Here is a 22,138-nt window from a genome sequence, read left to right as displayed (position 1 = left end):
TGCTTCTTACCACTGTAACTTTTTCATTTCAGTTATAGGCGCTTAATTTAATTTAGGATATTAGGGCGGATACAATCAGCCTGATATGAAAAGAGTTTTACTGCCCGCATTCCTGTTATTCTATGTTTCGGTTTCTGCGCAAACCGTATCAAAGAAACCGCTCGATCAATCGGTTTACGACGGATGGCAAAGCATCACCGGCGAACGCATAAGCAATGATGGCAGATGGGTTGTTTACGTTGTGAAGCCGCAGGAGGGTGATGCCGAACTTGTTATAGCCAACCCCAAAGGTAAAAGCCGGCTTAGCATTCCACGTGCTGATACTGTACGCTTTACGCCCGACTCAAAATTTGCAGTATTCCTGATCAGGCCATTTTATAAAGATATACGCCAGGCAAAGATCAAAAAGAAGAAACCAGCCGAATTTCCGAAAGATACCCTGGGTATTATAACCTTAGGTAAGAATACATTTCAAAAAACACCTGCTATACGTTCGTTTAAAATTGCTGAAAATGCGCCGGTGGTTGCCTATCTTTCTGGTGCTGATACCCTAAAACAAGCCGTGTCGGCTGATACATCAAAAAAAGCGATTGCCGGTACGATAGCCCCGCCAGCTAAAGATGGCGCCGAACTCACTATAAAACAATTACTTAACGGCAAAATACGCAGCTTTAATTATGTAACAGATTATGAACTTAGCAGAAATGGCAAATGGCTTGCATTTGCAGTAACGGCGCCTAAAAAGAACAAAACAGTGGTATCGGGTTTATTTGTTTACGATGTAATAAATAATGTACTCAAAACCATAAGTACCGGCCGTGGAACGTATAAAAATTTGACATTTGACGACGCCGGCAAACAACTGGCCTTTACAGCCGAAAAGAACCCTGAAAAGGCATTGGTGAAACCCTTTAAACTTTATTACTACACGGCTGCAAAAGATAGTGCCGCAGTTATTGCCGGACCCGAAACGGCGGGCATGCCGCTAAATTGGGCTGTAAGCGGCGATGGAAAGGTTTTTTTCAGCAAAAGCGGCAGCAGCGTTTTCTTTGGGACCGCGCCTGTACCAAAGCCAGCAGATACTACCCTGGTTGAGTTTGAACATGCCCGGCTTGATATTTGGAATTACAAGGATGATTACCTGCAGCCTCAGCAGCTAAAAAACCTGCAGCGCGAATTAAAACGCAGCTACCAGGCGGTTATACGGCTTGCTGACGGCCCCAGAAAGTTGATACAGTTAGGTAATAAAGGCATCAGGGAGGTAATTATTCCGGCGTATAATACCGATGCCCGTTTTGTGTTAGGCTTAACCGATACCGGTGCGCGTGTACAGTCGCAGTGGGAAGGTGGCACACAGGAAGCTGCATACCTGATAGATACCCGCACAGGCAACCATTTGCTGGTAAATAACCGTCTTAAGGCGCGTTACAGCATTTCGCCCGGGGGCAATTACGTGGTTTGGTTTGATTACAAGGATCAAAACTGGCACAGCTACAGTATGGCTACCGGAAAAAAAATAAATATATCAGTGAACACGGGCGTAAAAATGGGTAACGAAGAAAATGATGTACCCGACGATCCGTCGCCATACGGCATATCTTCATGGGAAGAAGGCGACAAACGTGTACTGATATATGACCGGTACGACATTTGGGCCATTGACCCTGCTACCGGTAAGGGCACAAATTTAACCAATGGCATGGGGCGCCATTATAAATTGAAATTCAGATACAATGCCGACGATGGTGAAGAAAAATTCATTCCGTCGAAAAAAACGCTATGGCTGATAGCCCAAAATGATGAAAATAAACAATGGGGGTATTATAAAAAAGCGCTGAATGGCAACGTAGCCCCAATAAAAGTAAGCATGCTGCCTATGGCTTACAGCGATTTGCAAAAAGCAAAAAATGCCGGTGTGTTTATTTATACAAAAAGCAGCTACACGCAATCGCCTGATCTTTATATTTCAGCTGATCTGCTTAATGAAACAAAACTGAGCGCCATAAATCCGCAGCAGGCCCAATACAATTGGGGCACCGCCGAATTGGTTGAATGGACAACTCCAATGGGATATCACTCAAAGGGGATCTTATACAAACCCGAGGACTTTGACCCGGCCAAAAAATACCCGATGATAGCTTACTTTTATGAAAAGCTTTCAAACGGTTTATACAGCTACGTCCCCCCTGCTCCTACGCCGTCGCGCTTGCCAATTTCTTGGTTTGTGAGTAACGGTTACCTGGTGTTCGCACCGGACATAAGCTACCAGGCTGGTCATCCCGGTGCGTCGGCTGTCGAGTTTGTTAACTCAGGTGTCGAGGCGTTAAAGAAAAACCCCTGGGTTGATGCCGAACACATTGGCATACAAGGGCAAAGCTGGGGCGGTTACCAGGTGGCTTATCTAATTACGCAGACCGATATGTACGCGGCGGCCTGGGCAGGCGCGCCCGTTGCCAACATGACCTCGGCTTACGGTGGTATCCGTTGGGAAAGCGGTATTAACCGCCAATCGCAGTACGAACGGACACAGAGCCGTATCGGCGCCAGTTTGTGGGAAAAGCCAAATTTGTATATCGAAAACTCGCCGCTGTTTCAATTGCCTAAAGTAAAAACACCCGTAGTTATTATGAGTAACGATGCCGATGGCGCCGTGCCCTGGTACCAGGGCATAGAAATGTTTACCGCACTGCGCAGGCTTGGCAAGCCGGTATGGTTGCTGCAATACAACAACGAGGCGCACAACCTGGTAAAACGCCAGAACCGCAAGGACATCAGCATCCGCGAGGCGCAATTTTTTGACCACTTTTTGAAGGGAGCCCCTATGCCCGTATGGCTTGATAAGGGCGTACCCGCGGTTAATAAAGGCAAAGATTGGGGGCTGGAGATCAGTTCACAGTAATTGCAGTTGGCAGTCTCCCCTGCGTCATTGCGAGGTATGAAGCAATCTCAGAACTATGCATAAACGATTTGCATGCGGCAATACCTATCAGGAGATTGCTTCATACCTCGCAATGACGCGTTTTTTTAGTTACTTCAAATAGTAATGCTTCATACAATTCAACCTATCATCCAATTCGTAAACCCATGGCTTGGCAGTAGGAATATCCAGTTTGGCCACATCTTCATCGCTCAGGTTTTCGATGTATTGTATTAGCGCTCGCAGGCTGTTGCCATGGGCGCAAATAACTACTTTTTTATTTTCGCGTATGGCCGGGACAATGTGCTCGTGCCAAAAAGGTAAAGCCCGGTCCATCGTTTCGCTCAGGTTCTCTGTCAGGGGCAGTTCCCGATAAGTAAGATCGTTGTAGCGCAGGTAATGGCCCGGAAAACGGTCGTCCTGCTCGGTAATGGCCGGAGGGTGTTCGTGCGGGTCGCGTCGCCATTTGTGCACTTGTTCTGCGCCGTATTTCGCTGTCGTTTCGTCCTTGTTAAGCCCTTGCAGCGCGCCGTAAAAGCGTTCGTTCAACCGCCACGACTTATGAACAGGTATCCACAGGTGATCTAATTCCTCCAGCACAAAGTGCATGGTTTTAATACTGCGCTTTAAAACAGATGTAAAACCAACATCAAAAGTGTAGCCATGTTTTGCAAGCAGCTTACCGGCGTTTATAGCCTGTTGCAACCCGTCTTCAGAGAGGTCTACATCCGTCCACCCGGTAAAACGGTTCTCCAGGTTCCATATACTTTCGCCGTGGCGTATCAATACTAATTTCTGCATATCTTTAATATAACAGCCGGGTAACACTGCGGTTTAGAAAAGTATTGTTAATTAATTCAAAATAATTAGATTGCATATATAAACCAAATTTAAACCTTTATTATGATACCAACCACTCCTGCTCCGGTAATTGTTAAAGATGGCATTGCCAATCCGGCACCGCTTGGTCTTTGCGCCTTTGGCATGACAACCGTATTATTAAACATACATAACGCGGGCTTTTTTGAGCTTAACGCTATGATATTGGCCATGGGTATTTTTTATGGCGGGCTGGCACAGGTTATTGCCGGCATCATCGAAGCCAAAAAGAACAACACTTTTGGCCTAACCGCATTTACATCATACGGCTTTTTCTGGCTATCGCTTGTGGCGCTTATTGTGATGCCGAAGCTGGGCTGGGCGCCAAAGGCAAGTGAAGGTGCTATGTGCGCATATTTGGGCATATGGGGCTTGTTTACCTTCTGCCTGTTCTTTGGTACTTTAAAACTAAATCGCGCGCTGCAGTTTGTTTTTGCATCGTTAACTATACTGTTTGCTTTATTGGTTTGGGGTGATGCTACCGGCAACGAAAGCATTAAGCATCTTGCCGGCTACGAAGGCATCATCTGCGGCCTGTCTGCCATATATACAGGTATAGCGGGCGTGATGAACGAGGTTTACGGGCGTACAGTAATGCCTATCGGGGCGGTTTAGCCTCCCCCCGGCCCTCTTCAAAGGAAGAGGGTGATATAAAAATTCCTCTCCTTTGAAAAGGATTTAGGTGAGGCTTCAAATATTTCAGCTAACTTGCCCCTGTGAAAGATTATAAAAAATATTACCTGCTGCCAGCTACGCCCGAGGAAGTGTACACTGCGCTAACTAACCCTGTTACGTTAGAGTTATGGACCGGCGATCCGGCTGAAATGTCTACCGAGCCCGGTTCGGAGTTTTCGTTATGGGAAGGCAGCATCGTAGGTAAGAATATGGAGTTTGTACCCGGAAAAAAGATCGTGCAGCAATGGTATTTTGACGGGCAAACCGACGAATCTATAGTAACTATAAAAATTCATCCCGACTCTCATGGTTCCTCTGTCGAACTAAGACATGTTAATATACCTGATGATGACTATAACGACATTGTTGAAGGCTGGAACGACAGCTACTTTGGCAACCTGGCCGATTTCTTCGAGGTAGGATAGTTGAAAGAAGCAAGACTGTAAGAGCCAGAAATTAAGACAAAGTTTATAAATACAAAGAGCCGCCCCAATCTGGAGCGGCTCTTTTGTTAACGTCTTGATTATTATATCTCGACCTTGTAGCTAACCTTAGTATAAAGTAAACTCTACACGGCGGTTTTGCTGGCGGCCTTCTGCTGTTTTATTAGTAGCTATCGGCTGGCTTTCGCCGTAACCGGTTGCTTCTATACGCGAAGCGTTTGCGCCTTTGCTAACCAGGTACGATTTTATAGCTTCTGCACGGTCTTTTGATAACCTTAAGTTGAGCGCATCAGAACCTGTATTATCGGTATGGCCTGCTAATTTTAAGCTGAAGTTTTTCTCAGTTAACAAGTTAGCAACCCTATCTAAGCTTGGGTACGATCTTGCACGGATAGTTGCTTTACCCAAATCAAATTCCAGGTTGTTTATCGCGTCTTTAACAACACGTTTGTCTTCCTCGGTTACATACACAACCGGTTTAGCCAGCGGACAACCTGAGCCATCTACTTTAGTACCCGCAGGCGTATTAGGGCATTTATCGTTAATGTCTGGTACACCATCACCGTCGCTATCCACAGTTAATCTATCTAACTTAGAGTTAGTGGTGTTAAGATCGTTCCTTAACTGATCGTTCTTTGCGCGTTCGGCATCAATTTGAGCCTGCAGCATAGCTTTTGTTTGTTGATTTTGCCATACGTATTCGGTACGCATAGAGTTAACCGGGTTATAGGTAGACATGGCCGGGGTTTTGGAACTACCCAGTAAAAACTCTAAGCCGATGTGTGCGTAAGAGAACCTGTCGTTAGAACTGCCGGTATTGTAACCATCAAAATTATCTGATTGTACAAAGTTAACCTGGTAGCCAAGGTCTAAATTAACGCTCGAACCTAAATTAACTTTAAAGCCTAATCCTACCGGTACAAACCATTCGTTTATAGAGTTTTCTCCGGCGCCGTTAGTGTAAGCTGTTGTTGTCCCACCGGCATCGGTAGTGGTAGTTTTATAACCCATGTAACCGGCACCTGCTGTTAAATATGGCTGTATGGCGCTTTTGCTGTTAAACCAGCTAATGTTACCTAAAGTAATGTTTGCGCTTAAAGCACCAGACCAATTTAATTTTGTGTTAAAGCTGCTTGGGGTACCAACACCATCCTGTCCGCGCATACCGCTCACTTCTCCGCGAAGGAAGTCGGCCTGTAAGCCAAACGTTGGTGTAAATTGCTTCTTGATATAACCGCCATAGCCAATTTCTGATTGTGGCTGCCTGAAATCCTGGCGGCCATTGGCGCCAAAAATGGTGAACGGGGTTAATAAACCGCCGTGAACACCTATTGACCATGTACGTACAGGGCCGCCCGAGAAAGGTTTTACATAATTGTTAGTGCTTACAGAATCGGGGGTTTGGGCAAATAATGTACCACCAGCCATTAAACCGGCAAGCAGCATTGTAGATCGTTTTAAATTTGTTTTCATGTTGTGTTATTTTTGACCGTCTGCTAAACTGGATAAGCAGACTATCCCCCACAAGGCAACATTAATGCCAGTACATGCTGATGAACGCGGCACCGGGTATAAAAACGCAGATAAAAACAGCTACAGGCAGAATAACATGTTCACCATTAGCAGGTTATATTGAACGGTTGACCAAAAAAATAAATTAGTCAATAGCAATACGCGTTGTTATATCGGCCATTGCTAAAGTGACCCCAAAAAAAGACAATTGAGACTAAAACAAGCCGTTTTAAGAGAATTACCGGTGACGATTATCCCGCGGGATGAACAATTACCTTCCATTTAATGTCAGCATCAGCCTTATAAAGCGTGGCAGCTACCGAACAGTATTTACTTAATGATAATTCGACAGCTTTTTTGGCTTTATCCTCGTCTACAGTGCCGTACAAATGAAATTCGAGTGTGATGTCTTTCCAAAGCGAGGGTTCTTTACCCGGCTCACGTTCACCGGCTATAACCATTTTATAGTCCACCACGTTTTGACGCTGCTTTTTTAGTATAGCTATAACATCAATTGCAGAGCAGCCGCCCAAACCCATTAAAAGCATTTGCATAGGGCGCACGCCAAAATTTTGGCCGCCGCTTTCGGGGCTGCTGTCCATACGTACGGTGTGTCCGTACTCGTCGGTAGCCTCAAAGCCGTAGTCGCCGCTAACGCGTGATAAATTTATAGTAGCCATGGTAAATGTAATAATTGTGCTAAGTTATGTTTTTGTGGTAATAATAAAATGCCAAAGCCATATATTGACCTTAAATAAACATAAACGGGCTTTAGTGCCTTTACTATGAAGCAGTTATTTTTATCCGCGCTTTTTTTCTGTTTTGCAACAACCGGTTTTGCGCAAAGCAACCTGGTATCGTACGATGACCTTAGTTACCTGCTCCACAACAATATTTATAAAGCCGATACATTTTTTACTGCAAAGGGCTATAAGTTGCTGAAAAAAGATGTAAAGAGAAATGTCAGAAAATATAACCTGGATATTCCGGGCGGGACGTACATCAATATCAACCTGCGTAGCGACGGTAAGCGTATGTTTGTTGAATTTGATACCAACGAACTGGCGCAATATAACATGATATACAACTCTATATCTCAGTATGTTGATAAAGAAAGCGCCACCCCTGAGGTACAAACATTCAACGTAAAAGATCTGGGCGTAATCTACATTATGGCAGATGATGCAGTACCTTATAATCCAACGCGCCGCGAGTATACGATACGTATAGTAGCCGACAAAAGCATTACAGCTTATAACTAAATAATCTGCTTTAAATGAAGCTGCATATGCGCGATATAATCGTCGCCTAAGAATGATACTGTATTAAACGAAGGCTGGTAGCGGCCATTATCGCATTTTACCTGCGTGCGCCCTGGTGGATAGTTGTGTAACACCCGTACTATCTGGCGGTTAACCAGTTCCCAAAGTTTTAATATTTCGACGATATCGGCATGGCGGTAATGCTGCGCCTGCACCCATTCGTCCTGAAAATATATGAGTTTAAAACCCTCCTCGTAAGTACAGCGCACAAAACGGTGCAGGTTGATATGCGCGCTGTCAATCAAATGGCCAATGATCTCCTTGTTTGTCCACTTCCCTGCAGGTGGTTCATTATCCCAGTTAATAAGGTGGGCCTTAGTGCACAAAAAATCATCAATAACGGCCTGTAAATTTTTAGCGGTTTGCTTCATCAAAAATCAAATAATCTATTTAAATATGGCTAAATCACGGTAAATTATTCAAAAAAAATTATCTTCATGGCCTGAATCATTGATATGGCCTTAAACTACATCTGGATAGCATTTTTCCTTATCGCCTTTGCAATTGCATTTTGCAAACTGGTGTTTTTTGGCGATGTAGATGCTTTTAAGCTGTTGGTCGACGGTATGTTCGACAGTTCAAAGTCGTCGGTGATGGATATCGCGCTGCCACTGGCAGGTAACATGGTGCTATGGCTGGGTATTTTAAACATAGGTGAAAGGGCCGGCGCCATGAACTTTCTTTCGCGAATAGTAGGCCCTTTTTTGAGCCGGTTATTCCCGGAGGTGCCCAGGAAGCATCCCGCCACCGGGCAAATGATGATGAACTTTTCGGCCAACCTGTTAGGGCTTGATAACGCCGCAACGCCGCTGGGTTTAAAGGCTATGGATAGCCTGCAACAGTTAAACCCGGATAAAGAAACGGCATCAAACGCCCAGATCATGTTCCTGGTTCTGCATACATCGGGTTTGCAATTACTGCCCGTTACCATTATCGCGCAGCGTTTTATACTGGGTGCAAAAGACCCGGCGGACGTTTTAATACCTTGTATAATAGCCACCTATGTTGCAACGGTTGTAGGGATGATTGCCGTAGCTATTAAGCAAAAAATAAACTTGTTTGACCGTGTTATTGTAAGCTGGCTTGGCGGCATGACCGCTTTTATAGCGCTGCTGGTTTGGTATTTTACCCAATATCTTGATAAAGAACAGATAACCGTCGTGTCGAAGGTTGCCAGCAATATGTTGCTTTTTGCAATACCTACAGTATTTATTTTGGGCGCATTACGCAAAAAAGTAAACGTATTTGAAAGTTTTATTGATGGCGCAAAATCGGGTTTTGAGGTATCAGTTAAAATAATACCTTACCTGGTGGCTATGCTGGTGGCCATTAGCGTTTTTAGGAACAGCGGGGCGTTAGATTATCTGAACGGTGGGGTAAGGTGGGCAGCCACGCAATTACATATGGATACCCGCTTTGTTGATGCCTTGCCTGTGGCTTACATGAAACCCTTAAGCGGTTCGGGTTCAAAGGCAATGATGATTAGCACGATGCAAACCTATGGCCCCGATAGTTTTGCCGGCAGGCTTGGGTCTGTTTTCAACGGTTCTGCCGATACCACATTTTATATAGTAGCGCTTTACTTTGGCTCGGTGGGAATAAAAAAATCCAGGTATGCAATACCCGCGGGGCTTATAGCTGATTTTGCGGGGGTAATAGCTGCGATATTGATCTCCTATTTATTTTTTGGGTAAACTTTACCCGGAGTTGCCCCCTTTCCTCGGGTAATAAATGTTAATTCTGTTTGTAACATGCCCGGTTAAATTCCGTATAAGGCAATAATCAACCTTTAGTTTATAAAGCGATTTATTATTGTAACATTTATTATTTTCGCTTAAGCTAATAATCGGTTTGAAAGTGATTGATGGGTAAATTTTTTACTAAGAGTTTATTTCTTGCGCTTTTTTCAATTTTTGTGGCGGCAGCTACCTCCGCGCAAACTATTACATTAGGCGCTATAGATCCCGGGCCATACGGACAAGGGTCTACCATTAGTGTGCCCTTTAATGTAGATATAACATCAGGATGTATTGGTAAAACCAACTCCTTCCGGTTATATTTATCAGATGCTTCGGGTAACTTTGGCAACACGCCCTTAGCAACTTACAGCGGATTTTACGGCACATTTGTGAATGGGGTAATACCTGCCGGTACACCGGCAGGTTCGGGCTATAAAGTAAAAATTGTGTCTACCCTGCCTGCAATAAGCAGTAATATTTCGGCTGCATTTACCATAAGTAATGGTGCCGGCGTTACAGCAGGCGTAAAATCACAGTCTATAAGTGCCTCAAACCCCGAAGTTTTCGGAGCATGTTTCGGTACATCCAATGCATCGTATTCCTTTGTTAACGCATCCACCACCGGCGCCAGTGTAACAGCAACTTTTTTCAACGAGATAACCCAGGCAAACCAGGGGTCACCAATGGCTATACCAGGCAGTTTTAATGCTAAGCTGGCCAATTATACAGTAACCGTAAAGGCTGTTAAGGGCGGCATAGTGGGAACCAAATCTTATACGCTGATAAACAACGATGTGTACAGATCAATCGGGAACTCGGGCAATAACACAACCTGTGCAAATGGTTCAACACCCCTTACGTTTCCCATTACCATCGATGCGGAAGGAGTTGGTTTCAAATACAATTATCCGGGGCTTACTTACAAAGTTGTATGGGGCGATGGCAGCAGCGATGTATACCGGTACTGTGATATCGTTAACCAAAATAATAGTATCAGCCATAACTTTACAAAATCATCCTGCGGCAATAATGTGGGCGCCAACAGAAATGTATTCAGGGTGGAGCTTACGCCCGTTAACGAGTTTTGCTCCGGTTCGGTGCTGCCGGGGGTGGCATATGCACGCGTACTTTCGCCGCCTAAAAACGATTTTAGCTCTCCTGATGCTGCATGCCTGAACAGCGAAGTAACGTTCAAAAACCTTTCGGACCCGGGCCAGGACCCTGATAACACCGGCCCCGATTGTAAAAATCTTGACGCCCGTTACACCTGGTTTGTAGACGGACAGCCGGTTGAAGTGGATCAGACCACCTCGCAGCCCTTTAAGTACACATTTACCACACCGGGTATACATACTGTAACTATACATATGCAAAACCCCAACAATTTATGCCAGCCGAATGATAAATCGCATACGGTTTGCGTGCAAGAACGCCCCAAGCCGGCTTATACCGTGCCCGTAAATTCAGGCTGCGTACCTTTGAGCCTTACTCCTAAAAATACATCGGTAATTGACGCTAATTGTAATACCGACACATCCTACAAATGGACGGTGACTGGCCCCGCTCCCGTTAAATATCAGGGTGGTACAAATTCGGCAAGCCATACCCCTCAATTTTTGTTCGATCAGCCGGGGGTATATAAAATAAAACTTGGGATAAAGACGGCCAGCTGCGGTACCGATACCGCCCTGAATGTTGAGACCATTGTTGTCGACGGCCCTCCGGTAGCTGTATTGTCACCGGATAAACAACTATGCGGTATAAACCAAACTTTTATCTTTAACGGCGACCCCGGCCCTACGCAGTCTACCATAAGCGGCAGTTCGCAGCCGGGCCCCGGCAATTACACATGGACAGTTACCGGCGGGGCTTTTGAGTTTACCGGCGGCACAACTCCCAGCTCAAGATACCCGCAAATATTTTTTAAAGAAGCGGCAGCCTACACCATTAGTGTAACAGCCACCAGCGCGTGCGGAGCGCCCGCGTCAGATCAGCAAGTAATAACTTTTACCGATGCGCCCGTTGTTGATGCAGGCACCAGCCCCCCTATATGCCAGGGCAGTACGGTTTCCTTACAAGGTTCGGTTATCAATGGTACGGTTGACAATGTAAAATGGAGCGGCGGAGCCGGCACCTTTACCAATGATGCCAGCCTAACCACAAGTTATACGCCCACTGCAGCGGAGTACGCTGCCGGCTCTGTTACCTTAACACTAACGGGCTACACAAGTCTTGGCGCGCCCTGCACCGAGATACCTGATAACATTACCATCACCTTTCAGCCGCCCAATTCGGTGACCAGTGCAAATAAGGTGTTCACCTGCTCGGGCGCCGCATTGGGTTACGTAATAACAGCCCAACAGCCGGGAAGCACTTTTAACTGGACGGTTGACGCTGCTAACACATCGCCATCAATATCCGGATATGGCGCTACCGGCAGCGGCGCAACCATTGGCGACCAGCTTGTAAACAACGATCCTAATAACAGCGCGATAATCACTTACAATATTACCGCTACAAATGGTACATGCGTTAGCGATATTTTTGTGCTTACCGTAAGTGTTTCACCAACGCAGCCTATTGCAAACTTTACCAAAACAGCAGCGAGCGGCTGTGGTACAACCAGCGTACAATTCACCAATACATCAGCGCCCAAAGACGGCACCACTTACTCGTGGGATTTTGGAGACGCCACAAACTCCGCTGAAGAAAATCCTACTCATTCCTTCGCACCAAACACTGACGGAACCGACGCTATTTACAACGTTATACTTACCATAACCACACCTTGCGGCGTGGCAACATCGGTACCCCAAACTATCGTTATTAGGCCGGTAGTACCTGTAGCCCGCATTGTGCCGCCTAATATAACCGGCTGTACACCCGTAACCCTCAATGTTAAAAATGAATCGCCCGGTAGCAATATCGACTATACATATTATTTGTATAAGTATACTAATGCGGCAAAAACCGATAGCACCCTGGTAGAAACTATTACCACAACCACCAAAGACCCGGTAAACTTTCAGCCGATATCCGACGCAGGCAATTACACATTGTTTATGCATGTAAAAGGGTTTTGTAATGATGGTGAAACCGTGCATATTCCTATCAAGATAGACGAGCAATTCTTTAGCGCCCAAATATTTCCCACCGGGCCGGTTGAGGGCTGTGACGGGTCGTTCCAGGCGGAAATATTTAACAACGCAACGCCCGGAAATATCTACACTTATTATATTTCGAACTCTGATGGGACGTATAGTGATAGCAAAGCAGGCGCGCTTGGCGCGTTCAATTATGTTTTTCCAGCGCCTGGTATATATTACATTTCGCTCGAAGTACGTAACAGCTGTGGCTTTATAACTTCAACACCATTACAGTATATTGTACATGGTAAACCGTTACCGGATTTTAACCTAGCCAATAACTCTTCGGCATGCCGCGAAAGCACAGTTACCTTTACAAATACCACCCCGCCTGATGCCACCACCCAGGCATCTGCGATGACTTATTTGTGGGATTTTGGCGACGGTTCTACATCTGCGCTGTATAACCCTCCACCCCATAAATATGCCGGCCGCAGTACTCCCTATACGGTTACCTTAACAGCTACCATACCTGCAACCGGCTGTACTAATACAACCGTTAAAACAGACTTGATAACGGTTACACCGCCACCCGGAACATATTTTACGGTAAGGCCCGATACCATAGTTAAACTGCCTAACTTTCATTTCGAGTTTATTGATCAAACCAGCGGAAACCCCGATAGCTGGCAATGGAACTTTGGCGATGGCAATACAGCCAATAGTCAAAATACCAGCCACACTTACGCCGATACCGGAGAGTATGTGGTTACTTTAAAGGTGACAGATATAAGGGGCTGTGACAGTACCTTTAAGCAAAAGGTTAAAATAACGGGCACACCGGGCCAACTATTTATACCCAATGCTTTTCAACCTCAGAGCAATACCACAGAAATACGCACCTTTATGGCTAAAGGATCGGGTATAGCCAAGTGGCGGCTGCAGGTGTACAACAACTGGGGCCAGCTGATATGGCAAACAACCGCCCTGAGCAGTAAAGGCGAGCCCATTGAAGGATGGGATGGCACATTCAATGGGGTTGCGCTGCAACAGGGTACTTATATATGGAAAGCGTCGGCTACTTTTATCAACGGATCCGAGTGGAAAGGCATGTCATACGGGGGCTCTCTGCCTAAACCAAACGGCTATGTGCATTTAATCAGATAGCAGATGAAGGAATTAAAGAAATACCGCTTTTTACTGTTATTTACGATAATGTTGGGTAGTGTACGTTCATCAGCCCAGGATCATATATATTCGCAATTTTTCAACTCGCCGGTATACCTTAATCCGGCTTTAAACGGCCAGTTTGAGGGCGATCTGCGTATGAACCTTATTTACCGCAACCAGTACACGGCAATACCGGGCGGCTTATCGTACCTTACGGCTTCTATAGATTATAATGTACCGCAGTTTGGCGGCGGTGTGGGCTTAATTTTTACCCGTAGCAGCGAAGGTGTAGCTTATCTAAATAAAAATAACATAGCGGCTATATATTCGTACAGTGTAGGCTCAGAGGATTATGTGTTGTCATTTGGTTTACAGGCGGGCGCTACTAACCGGTCGGTTGACTATAGTAAGCTGGTTTTTGGCGATCAGATAGATCCCCGGCTGGGTTATATCCCCGGGTCGGTTTCCGGTGCCGACCAACCCGATTTCAACAACAAATTCTACTTTGACTCAGGTGCCGGCGTTAATCTCACGCTAAAAAATTTCAATATAGGCGCCGCGGCTCAGCACCTTAACCGTCCTAACGAATCGTTCACCGGTTCGCCGGCAATATTGCCTATACGTACAACCCTGCATGCCAGCTTTAAATATAACCTTACCCGCGACGATAATGTAGATGACGAGGATAGATCATACATTATACCCTCGGTGGTGTTTTACAAGCAAGCGCGGGCGCAATCCATTAGCGCAGGAATGCAATATAAGCGGCGTAGCATAAACGCCGGTGTTTGGTATCGCAGCAGCGGCCAGGGCGGGCCTGGCGCTTTGGTTGTATCGCTAATTTTCGATTTATTCATTAACAAGGAAGGCGGCGAAAAAATACGCCTTGGTGTAAGCCACGATGTTCCGGCAGGTGGCTTAAATTACTCCAATACGAGCGGCACTACCGAGGGAAGTATTGGTTATGAAACCACCCTGCCTTCGCGTTCACGGGGCGAGCATAAGTTTTTTGGCGCAAGCAGATGCTATGATTTTTATTAATTTTTTTAACTTTATCGTAATCTAATTTTTTATGGCTAAAGATTACTTAAAGGACAAAGTCGTTAAAAAAAAATCTGCGTCTGTAGTGGGCTGGTTGCTTGCGCTGCTGGTGCTGATATTTGCTATCATGATAGGCAGGTTTGCCCTATCGGGTTCAATTAATATGTTCAGCGGGCTGCCCGACAGCGATGACGCTTATAAAATAGCGAAGCAGTTCATTATCCCTACAACGCTTTCAAAAAACGTCGACTTCTCCGACTCAGAATACAAGTTCGCTAAGAAATCAGATTCGGTATATGTTATAAAATCATTTTACACTTCCAAATTTGATAGTGGTGAAACATCAAAAACAAATTTTACCATTACCTTAAAATACAATGGCGGTGCAGGTGCAAAAACATCCAACTGGACCCTGCTTAATTTAGACCAGGACAATTAAGATCTTCTTATCAAACCCATTTATGGAACCCGATACCGAATTTATCGCAGGTGCATCCGCGCACATAGCTCATGCAAAATATCAAACCATTGTAACCAGTAACAACCACACAATTATTGCAGATGAACCCGCGGAACTCGGCGGAGCGGATACCGGTATGTCGCCTTATAGCCTGCTGCTGGCAAGCCTGGCAAGCTGTACCGTAATTACGCTTCGCATGTATATCGATCGTAAAATGTGGATTGTTAACGAGATAGCGGTTAACCTTGAACTTTTTAAAACTGAGAACGGAATATCAATTGAAAGCAAGCTTGCTTTTAAAGGTGATCTAACGGATGAGCAGCTTAAACGTTTAACAACTATCGCCGATGCTTGCCCTATTCATAAGATCCTGGTAGGGAATATCACGATCAACACCAAGCTTACAAATGCCTGATGCAGGCTATTTTAGCCCCTTAACAAATATATCAATAAGCAGCAGGCGTTTGTTATGTATCTCGTCGAGGTGCTCTTTATGAGGGAAATTTAGCTTTTTATGGGGCAACGAGCCACCTACTTTTATGCCATGCAGTGCATCCAAAAATACCTCCACAATTTCAACAGGGCTGGCAACTGGTTGTATGTTGTTCTTGTCAATTTCTGCTTGGATAGCATTAGCCAATAGCTTAGTCTCGGCATCGCGTATCTGGCCCACTGTCTCCCATATCGTATCGGGCAGGTTCTGCTCATTGAGTCGAAAAAAATCAAAAAAATTATAATTATTTACGATAAAATCGTGGTGGGTGTTCACCTGAAACAGAAATGCTTCGCGCAGGTTGGTAAAGTGACCAAATTTGTCCTCAAGTTGTTTTAAATAGTCGTTGGCCAGCTTACGCATAACCGCCATATACAATTCGCTTTTATCGGGGAAATAATAATAAAGCAAGGCTTTTGACATAGACAGGTCGCCGGCAATTTCGTTCATAGTGGTTTTTGAATAGCCATAATGAAGAAAGCGCTGGTGAGATGCCTCTAATATCTTTTCGCGTTTAATATCCTGCTGATCGTTTGCTGAACTCATTTTTAGTTCCTGACTTTTTTAACAAACTTATCAAATTTCCAACCAATTGGCGGCGGGCTGCCTAAAAAGATGATTTTAAAATGGAAAATTTACAGCTGTTTGGCGATGGCTGTACCGGCGCTAATAGCGATCGCATCTTCAAACGCGCCAATGACGGCATCGGGTAAACGTGTTTTTTTGCCAAGGCCCACACGCAGGAACATGCAACCAAAAGCAGTAGCAATAGCCGCCGTTCCGCCTATCAATCCACCTATAACCGGCATTTTATGGCCGGCCTGATATACGGCCGCACCGCATAAGGCACCCGCTGCGAAACGCCCTATCAATCCGCCTGCGTTTGTACGCTTTGGTGCAAAAGGTAGCTTATCTCCTATAAGCTCGGCCGCGGCCAATACCTTAAATACTTTTGACGTACGGATGGTTTGAAGAAAGTGCAGGGGTGAATTGTCCAGGTTTTTAGACGGATGCCTGCTATAAATATGGCTAACTACAACCGGCGCCGAAAAGGTGCGCATACCGGCAATTGCCCCCAACCCTGCTGCCTTAAGGGCAGGTGTTAATTTAAGTTCCATAATAGTGTGCATTAAGGTTTAACTGAAACAATAACCATTCCTAAATCTAATGGTTGTAGTAAAGAGCTGTTACGGTGAATCAATTGTCCAAATAATTTGTTGTTACCCATACCAACCATGTTATTATGAAAATACACGAAGACAATACATTTGGCGCCCTGGGTAGTGCAATAGGAAAAGGCCTGCTGGCGGGCCTGGCCGCAACTGCTGCCATGACGCTATCGCAAATGATTGAAATGAAGATCAACAAGCGCGAGCCCAGCGATGCAACATTGGTAGTTGCCGAAGATACGGCAGGATTAAAACCCGCCTCGCCGCAAGAAAAGCAACAGCTATCGCAAGAGATACATTGGAGTTATGGCACGGCATGGGGCATTGCCCGCGGACTGATAGGCTTAACCGGTTTAAAGGGTATACCTGCTACCCTTGTACATTTTGGTGCTGTTTGGGGCACCGCTTTGGTTATGCTGCCTAAACACGATGCTGCGAAACCCATTAACAAACAAAAACCGCAGGAGATAGGCATCGACATATTGCACCACGGCATTTATGCCGTTACAGCAGGCATGGTATACGACGCTTTGGACGCGGGCAGCCGCCGCGAACGGAAAGTAAAGAAAATATTAGCATCGTTAAAAGGCTTCAAAAAGGGTATTAAATAATAATGCTTTATGCAAAAGAGCCGCATAATAATATGCGGCTCTTTCTTTTTAAAACGTTAATCAGCTGTTAAACTTCGGCTATTTCTAATTTGGCTTTCTCGGTATCGGTTTTATCCTTTTTACCAAAGAAATAGTTTTTCATGTTTACACGGATGATGTACATACATGGCACCAGTATAAGGGTGATGATTGTTGCAAAACCAAGACCGAAGATCATCGTCCATGCCAGCGGCCCCCAGAATGCAACGTTATCGCCACCGAAGTGAATGTGCGGCTCAAAGTGGGTAAACAGGCCTACAAAGTCGATATTAAAACCAACAGCCAGCGGTATCAAGCCTAATATGGCTGCTGTCGCGGTTAATAAAACCGGGGTCATACGGGTATGGCCGGCTTCAACCACCGCGTCGTGCAGGCTTACCCCCTGCTCTATCAGCATATCGGTAAATTCTACCAGCAAGATACCGTTACGTACCACCACCCCGGCAAGGGCTATGATACCTATACCGGTCATTACAATGGCGGTCGTCATACCAAATATGGCGGTGCCCAGTAAAACACCAATTATACTGAAGAATATCTCGCTGATAATGATAAACGTTTTACCAATCGAGTTGAACTGTATCATCAGGATGAGGAATATGAGGCCAAAGGATATACCAAGCGCAGTCAATATGAATATAGCTGCCTCCATTTGGTCTTCTTGACCGCCCCCCTGGCGTATGATGATGTCCGCCGGTTTCTTAAAGTTACCAAGGGCCTTTAAAATGTTGGCATTTACATCATTCGCGTTGTACGGTTTAATAACGCTTGATGATAAAGTAAGCACCCTGCGCTGCTGTTTATGCTTAATATTACTAAAGGTAGTAGAGTATCTTACATCGCTGAAAGCCGATATAGGTACCTGCCGTATTGCGCCTCCGGTAGCTAAGTCGCGATACGTCATCTTCATGTTGCGTATCTCGTCAATATTAGACCGCTGCTGCTCAAGCGCCCTTACCTTTATCTCGTAATTATCCTCCTTCGTGTTCCTGAAATCGGCAGCTTTCCAACCCAGTATAGCCGTAACAAGGTTTGTTGTTACCTGCTGGGTGGTTATGCCTTCGCGGTTAGCGCGTTCGCGGTCTATATCAAAAACAATATCCGGTTTATCACTTTCCACATCTGGCACCAGGTTTTCTATACCCGCTATATTTTGCCTGGCCAGATATGTTTTTAAACGATTAGCTGTTGTAACAAGCGAATCCAGGTTATCACCGATGATCTCGAGGCTTATGTCCTTTTGTACGGGCGGCCCGCCGGCTTCCTGCGCAACGGCTATTTTTACCCCCGGTACGCCCTGCACAGCTTTGCGGATATTGGCCAATATTACTTTAGTATCCTTACCCTTGCGTTTGCCAAATTCTTCGAAGGCCACGGTTACCTTACCTTTATTTTGATAATCGCCCTGATCTTCGTCCTGCGGGTCGGTTACGCTTTTAGTTACGTTAGAAATAATAGAGGTTACGATATCCTTATCAGGTTCTACAACCTTTGCAACACGCTGCTCTATTCGTTTAGTAACCTCGTTGGTAGTGGCCTGGTCTGTGCCAACAGGCATAGTTATATACACATAGGCAAAGTTAGGGTCGCCCGATGGAAAGAACTCGGGGGTTTTCCCCAGGAAATGATTTACCACAAGCGCAACCACAAATAATACAACGGTACCTGATAGTACAGTAAGCGGACGGCGGACGGCGCGCTCTAACCATTTGGCGTACCAGCGCTGAAATCTTGGCCACGCGTTTTTCTGGAACCTGTCTATCACTCTCAGTAAAAAGAAATGGTTTAACAGGTATAGGGCCATTATTAGCACCATGAAATTACCAAACCCCACATTAATAAGATACCCGATAACGGTAGCGCCGGCAAGCCATATCATGGCCCGCTTGGTTGCTTTATCAAATTTAGGGTTATCGTGCTCACCGTCGTGGTGCGGTTTCATAAAGTCAACCGCGAATACCGGGTTCATAATGTAAGCTACAACCAACGATGCCAGCAGTGTGATGATGAGCGTTATTGGTAAAAAGAACATGAACTTACCAATGATACTGTGCCAGAAAGCTAATGGAATAAAGGGCGCAAGGGTTGTCATGGTACCGGAAAATACCGGCAAAAACACCTCGCCTGCCGCCATCTTGGCCGCTTCTTTTATAGGTACCTTGCCGTTGGCAAATATGCGGTGCGTGTTTTCTATTACCACAATGGCATCATCCACCACAATACCCAACGCCAGCAGGAACGAGAATAATACGATCATGTTGAGCGTAAAACCTATGGCCGGCATCACCAAAAAGGCTATAAAGCATGATAACGGAACTGATAGCGCCACAAATATGGCGTTAGTGGTACCCATAAAAAACATCAGGATAACGGTTACCAGTATAAAACCTATTACGATGGTGTTTATGAGGTCGTTTAAGGTGGTACGGGTTTTATCGCTCTGGTCGCCGGTTACGGTAATGGTTAGGCCTTTGGGGAAAGTGGTCTTCTGCTTGTCGAGGATAAGGCCCCGTATTTTATCTGACGATTCGATAAGATTTTCGCCGGCCCTTTTGCTTATGGCAAGTGTTATAACATTCTTAAAATTAGGGTTGTCGGGCGTTTTTAAGCGCGCAAAACTTTCCTGCTCTAAAAACGAATCTTTTATCTCTGCAATATCGCGCAGGTAAACGGCTTGCCCCTTAGGGTTACGGATAACCAGGGCGGCCACCTCTTCAGCGTTTTTAAAATCCTTTTTTATATCAATGCTGCGCCTTACACCGTCCAGCTTTATTGTACCGGCCGATGCAAGTATGTTCTCGCTTCCTACGTTTTGTATAATGTCGTTAAAAGTGAGCTGTGCCGCGCTCATTTTATTGATATCCACATTGATCTGTATCTCGGGGGTGAGCGCCCCTATTTCGTCAACTTTTGATATCTCTTTATATCCTTCTATCTCATCCTTCAGCAGGTCGGCATATTCTTTTAACTTTTTCAGGTCGTAATCGCCGGAAAGGTTAACGTACAGTATAGGCAGGTCGGATACGTTGATATCCGAAATGGTTGGCTCTTTATAATTGTTATCGTTTTGCGGAAGGTCTTTCTTTGCCTTATCTACAGCATCCTTAACCTCCTGCTTGGCATCCTTAATATCTACGGTAACATTAAACTCGGCCGTTATGATCGATACGTTCTGTACCGAGTTAGAGGTTACCTTTTTAAGGCCCTTAAGCGATTTTAACTGCTTTTCTATCTGCCTTGTTACCAGGTTCTCAACGTTTTGGGGCGATTGGCCGATAAAGGTTGTAGTAACAAATATCTTAGGGATGGTAATATCCGGAAAATTCTCTTTTGGCAAATTGCGATAGCTTAAAATACCCAGCAGGGTAATCATAAACATCAGCACGTATATGGCCGTTTTATTATCGATGGCCCAGCTCGAGGGCGCAAATTCTTTTTTTAGATCTTTCATTATCGCAACAGATCAGGGTGTTTGTGATTAATTAGCTGTAGCAGCCACTTTTATTTTATCGCCGTCTTCAATGTCTTCAACGCCATTGGTTATCAGCTGGTCGCCTGCTTTCAGGCCGGATAATATTTCTGTTTGCCCTCCGTATGTAGAGCCGGCTTTAACAACTGTACGTTTTGCCACGCCGTTTGCATTTATGTAAACATAGTCGCCGTCTTCTGAGTGCTGAAGTGCTTTAACCGGTACGGTAATAGTACTGGTTTTGGCATAATCGGCTATCTTTAAAATTGCTGTCATGTTAGGGCGCAGGTTTTTGCGGGCCGGCAGTTTAATTTCTACGGCAAAACTGCGCGATGTAGGGTCAATGGCCTTAGCCGCAAAAGTAACCTTTGTAGTAAGTGAGTCCTGAGCGTCGGGAATAACGATCTTCACATTGTTACCGGTGCGTACGCTGCCTGCATACGACTCGGGCACATCAGCTTTCACTTTAAGAATATCAGCATTTACGATTCGGATACCATTCCCTGGTTGCCCCGGCTGTACCGCTTGCCCGAGCTTAAGGTCCATTTGATCAATACTCCCGCTTATTGGAGCAACAATACGGAATTGATTAGCCTGCTCGCGGGCAGCTGACAATGCTTTCTTGTCGGCCTGCAAGGTAGTTTGGGCTTGAAGAAACTGTACTTCAGTACCAATTTTTTGATCCCAAAGTGCTTTCTGGCGCTGATATAACTGTTGCGAAAGGTTGGCCTTGGCTTCAGCCTGAGCAATATTTTGTCGAACTACGCTATTATCAAGTTGCACCAACAATTGTCCTTTAGTTACATGCTCACCAACCCGTACGTAAATATTAGTAATTGTACCCGGAACAATGGAATACGCTGTTACGTTATCCTGGGCGTCAATTTTACCTTGTATCTGCACGTAATTTACAAACGGGCCGGTTTTTACTTCGGCAACGTTCACTTCGGTAACTACATCGGGTGTACCAATTTCGGCCTGCAGCTTGGCTATTTTGTTATTGATCTCCGATTGCTGTTTTTGCAGGTCGGCAAGCTCGGCTTTTTTATCTTTAGGTTTATTTGAGCATGCTGCCAATAACAGTAATGCCGGTATGTATATTAATTTTTTCAT

Annotated in this window: 18 protein-coding genes; 10 read left to right on the top strand and 8 right to left on the bottom strand. The window is 45.2% G+C overall.

Translation table 11 applies throughout. The features are described 5' to 3' along the window. Nucleotides 1-85 precede the first annotated feature (85 nt). Nucleotides 86-2,899 carry a prolyl oligopeptidase family serine peptidase gene (locus HDC91_RS02305; RefSeq protein WP_183548103.1) on the top strand — a complete coding sequence of 938 codons (2,814 nt, stop codon included), beginning with the start codon at nucleotides 86-88 and terminating at the stop codon, nucleotides 2,897-2,899. Between the two features lie 129 nt (nucleotides 2,900-3,028). Here HDC91_RS02305 and gpmA read toward each other — a convergent pair whose 3' ends face one another. Then, nucleotides 3,029-3,718: a 2,3-diphosphoglycerate-dependent phosphoglycerate mutase gene (gene gpmA, locus HDC91_RS02300; RefSeq protein WP_183548101.1), complete on the bottom strand. Its 690-nt coding sequence runs from the start codon at nucleotides 3,716-3,718 to the stop codon at nucleotides 3,029-3,031. A 102-nt stretch (nucleotides 3,719-3,820) separates the two neighbouring features. Between gpmA and HDC91_RS02295 the strand changes: the two genes are divergently transcribed. Further along, nucleotides 3,821-4,411, top strand: a complete 591-nt coding sequence (locus tag HDC91_RS02295) for an acetate uptake transporter (protein WP_183548099.1) — start codon at nucleotides 3,821-3,823, stop codon at nucleotides 4,409-4,411. Nucleotides 4,412-4,512: 101 nt separating this feature from the next. Further along, nucleotides 4,513-4,896, top strand: coding sequence for an SRPBCC domain-containing protein (locus tag HDC91_RS02290; protein WP_183548097.1), 384 nt, complete (start codon nucleotides 4,513-4,515; stop codon nucleotides 4,894-4,896). A gap of 126 nt (nucleotides 4,897-5,022) precedes the next feature. Here the strand turns inward: HDC91_RS02290 and HDC91_RS02285 are convergent, their stop codons facing one another. Continuing rightward, the gene (locus tag HDC91_RS02285) at nucleotides 5,023-6,387 is read right to left on the bottom strand and encodes an OmpA family protein (RefSeq protein ID WP_183548094.1); all 1,365 of its coding nucleotides are present in this window, start codon (nucleotides 6,385-6,387) and stop codon (nucleotides 5,023-5,025) included. Nucleotides 6,388-6,677: 290 nt separating this feature from the next. After that, on the bottom strand, nucleotides 6,678-7,106 hold the full coding sequence (locus HDC91_RS02280; protein WP_183548092.1) for an OsmC family protein: 429 nt from the start codon (nucleotides 7,104-7,106) through the stop codon (nucleotides 6,678-6,680). 105 nt (nucleotides 7,107-7,211) lie between these two features. Here HDC91_RS02280 and HDC91_RS02275 point away from each other — a divergent pair, with 105 nt between their 5' ends. Continuing rightward, a complete protein-coding gene (locus HDC91_RS02275; RefSeq protein ID WP_183548090.1) occupies nucleotides 7,212-7,688 on the top strand; it encodes a hypothetical protein in 477 nt (158 codons plus the stop codon). On the opposite strand, the gene HDC91_RS02270 is transcribed toward HDC91_RS02275, so the two are convergent. After that, nucleotides 7,685-8,119: a DinB family protein gene (locus HDC91_RS02270; RefSeq protein WP_183548088.1), complete on the bottom strand. Its 435-nt coding sequence runs from the start codon at nucleotides 8,117-8,119 to the stop codon at nucleotides 7,685-7,687. The genes HDC91_RS02275 and HDC91_RS02270 overlap by 4 nt on opposite strands. A gap of 84 nt (nucleotides 8,120-8,203) precedes the next feature. Between HDC91_RS02270 and HDC91_RS02265 the strand changes: the two genes are divergently transcribed. From HDC91_RS02265 to HDC91_RS02245, 5 genes are all read left to right on the top strand, one after another. Continuing rightward, complete coding sequence (locus HDC91_RS02265; RefSeq protein ID WP_183548086.1) at nucleotides 8,204-9,442, top strand: nucleoside recognition domain-containing protein; 1,239 nt, start codon at nucleotides 8,204-8,206, stop codon at nucleotides 9,440-9,442. A gap of 221 nt (nucleotides 9,443-9,663) precedes the next feature. Next, a complete protein-coding gene (locus HDC91_RS02260; protein ID WP_183548085.1) occupies nucleotides 9,664-13,740 on the top strand; it encodes a PKD domain-containing protein in 4,077 nt (1,358 codons plus the stop codon). Between the two features lie 3 nt (nucleotides 13,741-13,743). Then, nucleotides 13,744-14,784 carry a PorP/SprF family type IX secretion system membrane protein gene (locus HDC91_RS02255; protein ID WP_183548083.1) on the top strand — a complete coding sequence of 347 codons (1,041 nt, stop codon included), beginning with the start codon at nucleotides 13,744-13,746 and terminating at the stop codon, nucleotides 14,782-14,784. A 31-nt stretch (nucleotides 14,785-14,815) separates the two neighbouring features. Next, nucleotides 14,816-15,223 (top strand): hypothetical protein, encoded by a 408-nt coding sequence (locus tag HDC91_RS02250; RefSeq protein ID WP_183548081.1) that lies wholly within the window; start codon nucleotides 14,816-14,818, stop codon nucleotides 15,221-15,223. 22 nt (nucleotides 15,224-15,245) lie between these two features. Then, a complete protein-coding gene (locus HDC91_RS02245) occupies nucleotides 15,246-15,659 on the top strand; it encodes an OsmC family protein (RefSeq protein WP_183548079.1) in 414 nt (137 codons plus the stop codon). Between the two features lie 6 nt (nucleotides 15,660-15,665). Here HDC91_RS02245 and HDC91_RS02240 read toward each other — a convergent pair whose 3' ends face one another. Further along, on the bottom strand, nucleotides 15,666-16,283 hold the full coding sequence (locus tag HDC91_RS02240; RefSeq protein ID WP_183548077.1) for a TetR/AcrR family transcriptional regulator: 618 nt from the start codon (nucleotides 16,281-16,283) through the stop codon (nucleotides 15,666-15,668). An 89-nt stretch (nucleotides 16,284-16,372) separates the two neighbouring features. Continuing rightward, nucleotides 16,373-16,855: a DUF4126 family protein gene (locus HDC91_RS02235; RefSeq protein WP_183548075.1), complete on the bottom strand. Its 483-nt coding sequence runs from the start codon at nucleotides 16,853-16,855 to the stop codon at nucleotides 16,373-16,375. A gap of 125 nt (nucleotides 16,856-16,980) precedes the next feature. Here HDC91_RS02235 and HDC91_RS02230 point away from each other — a divergent pair, with 125 nt between their 5' ends. Then, the gene (locus HDC91_RS02230; protein WP_183548073.1) at nucleotides 16,981-17,517 is read left to right on the top strand and encodes a hypothetical protein; all 537 of its coding nucleotides are present in this window, start codon (nucleotides 16,981-16,983) and stop codon (nucleotides 17,515-17,517) included. Nucleotides 17,518-17,584: 67 nt separating this feature from the next. Here the strand turns inward: HDC91_RS02230 and HDC91_RS02225 are convergent, their stop codons facing one another. After that, nucleotides 17,585-21,007: an efflux RND transporter permease subunit gene (locus HDC91_RS02225; protein WP_183548072.1), complete on the bottom strand. Its 3,423-nt coding sequence runs from the start codon at nucleotides 21,005-21,007 to the stop codon at nucleotides 17,585-17,587. 27 nt (nucleotides 21,008-21,034) lie between these two features. Beyond that, entirely contained in the window at nucleotides 21,035-22,138 is a 1,104-nt protein-coding gene (locus HDC91_RS02220) for an efflux RND transporter periplasmic adaptor subunit (RefSeq protein ID WP_183548070.1), read from the bottom strand.

Origin of the sequence: Mucilaginibacter sp. AK015, from assembly GCF_014200785.1 — a bacterium.
Lineage (GTDB): Bacteria > Bacteroidota > Bacteroidia > Sphingobacteriales > Sphingobacteriaceae > Mucilaginibacter.
Note: the sequence above shows the minus strand (reverse complement) of the source record. Positions and strands in the feature narration are given on the sequence as shown.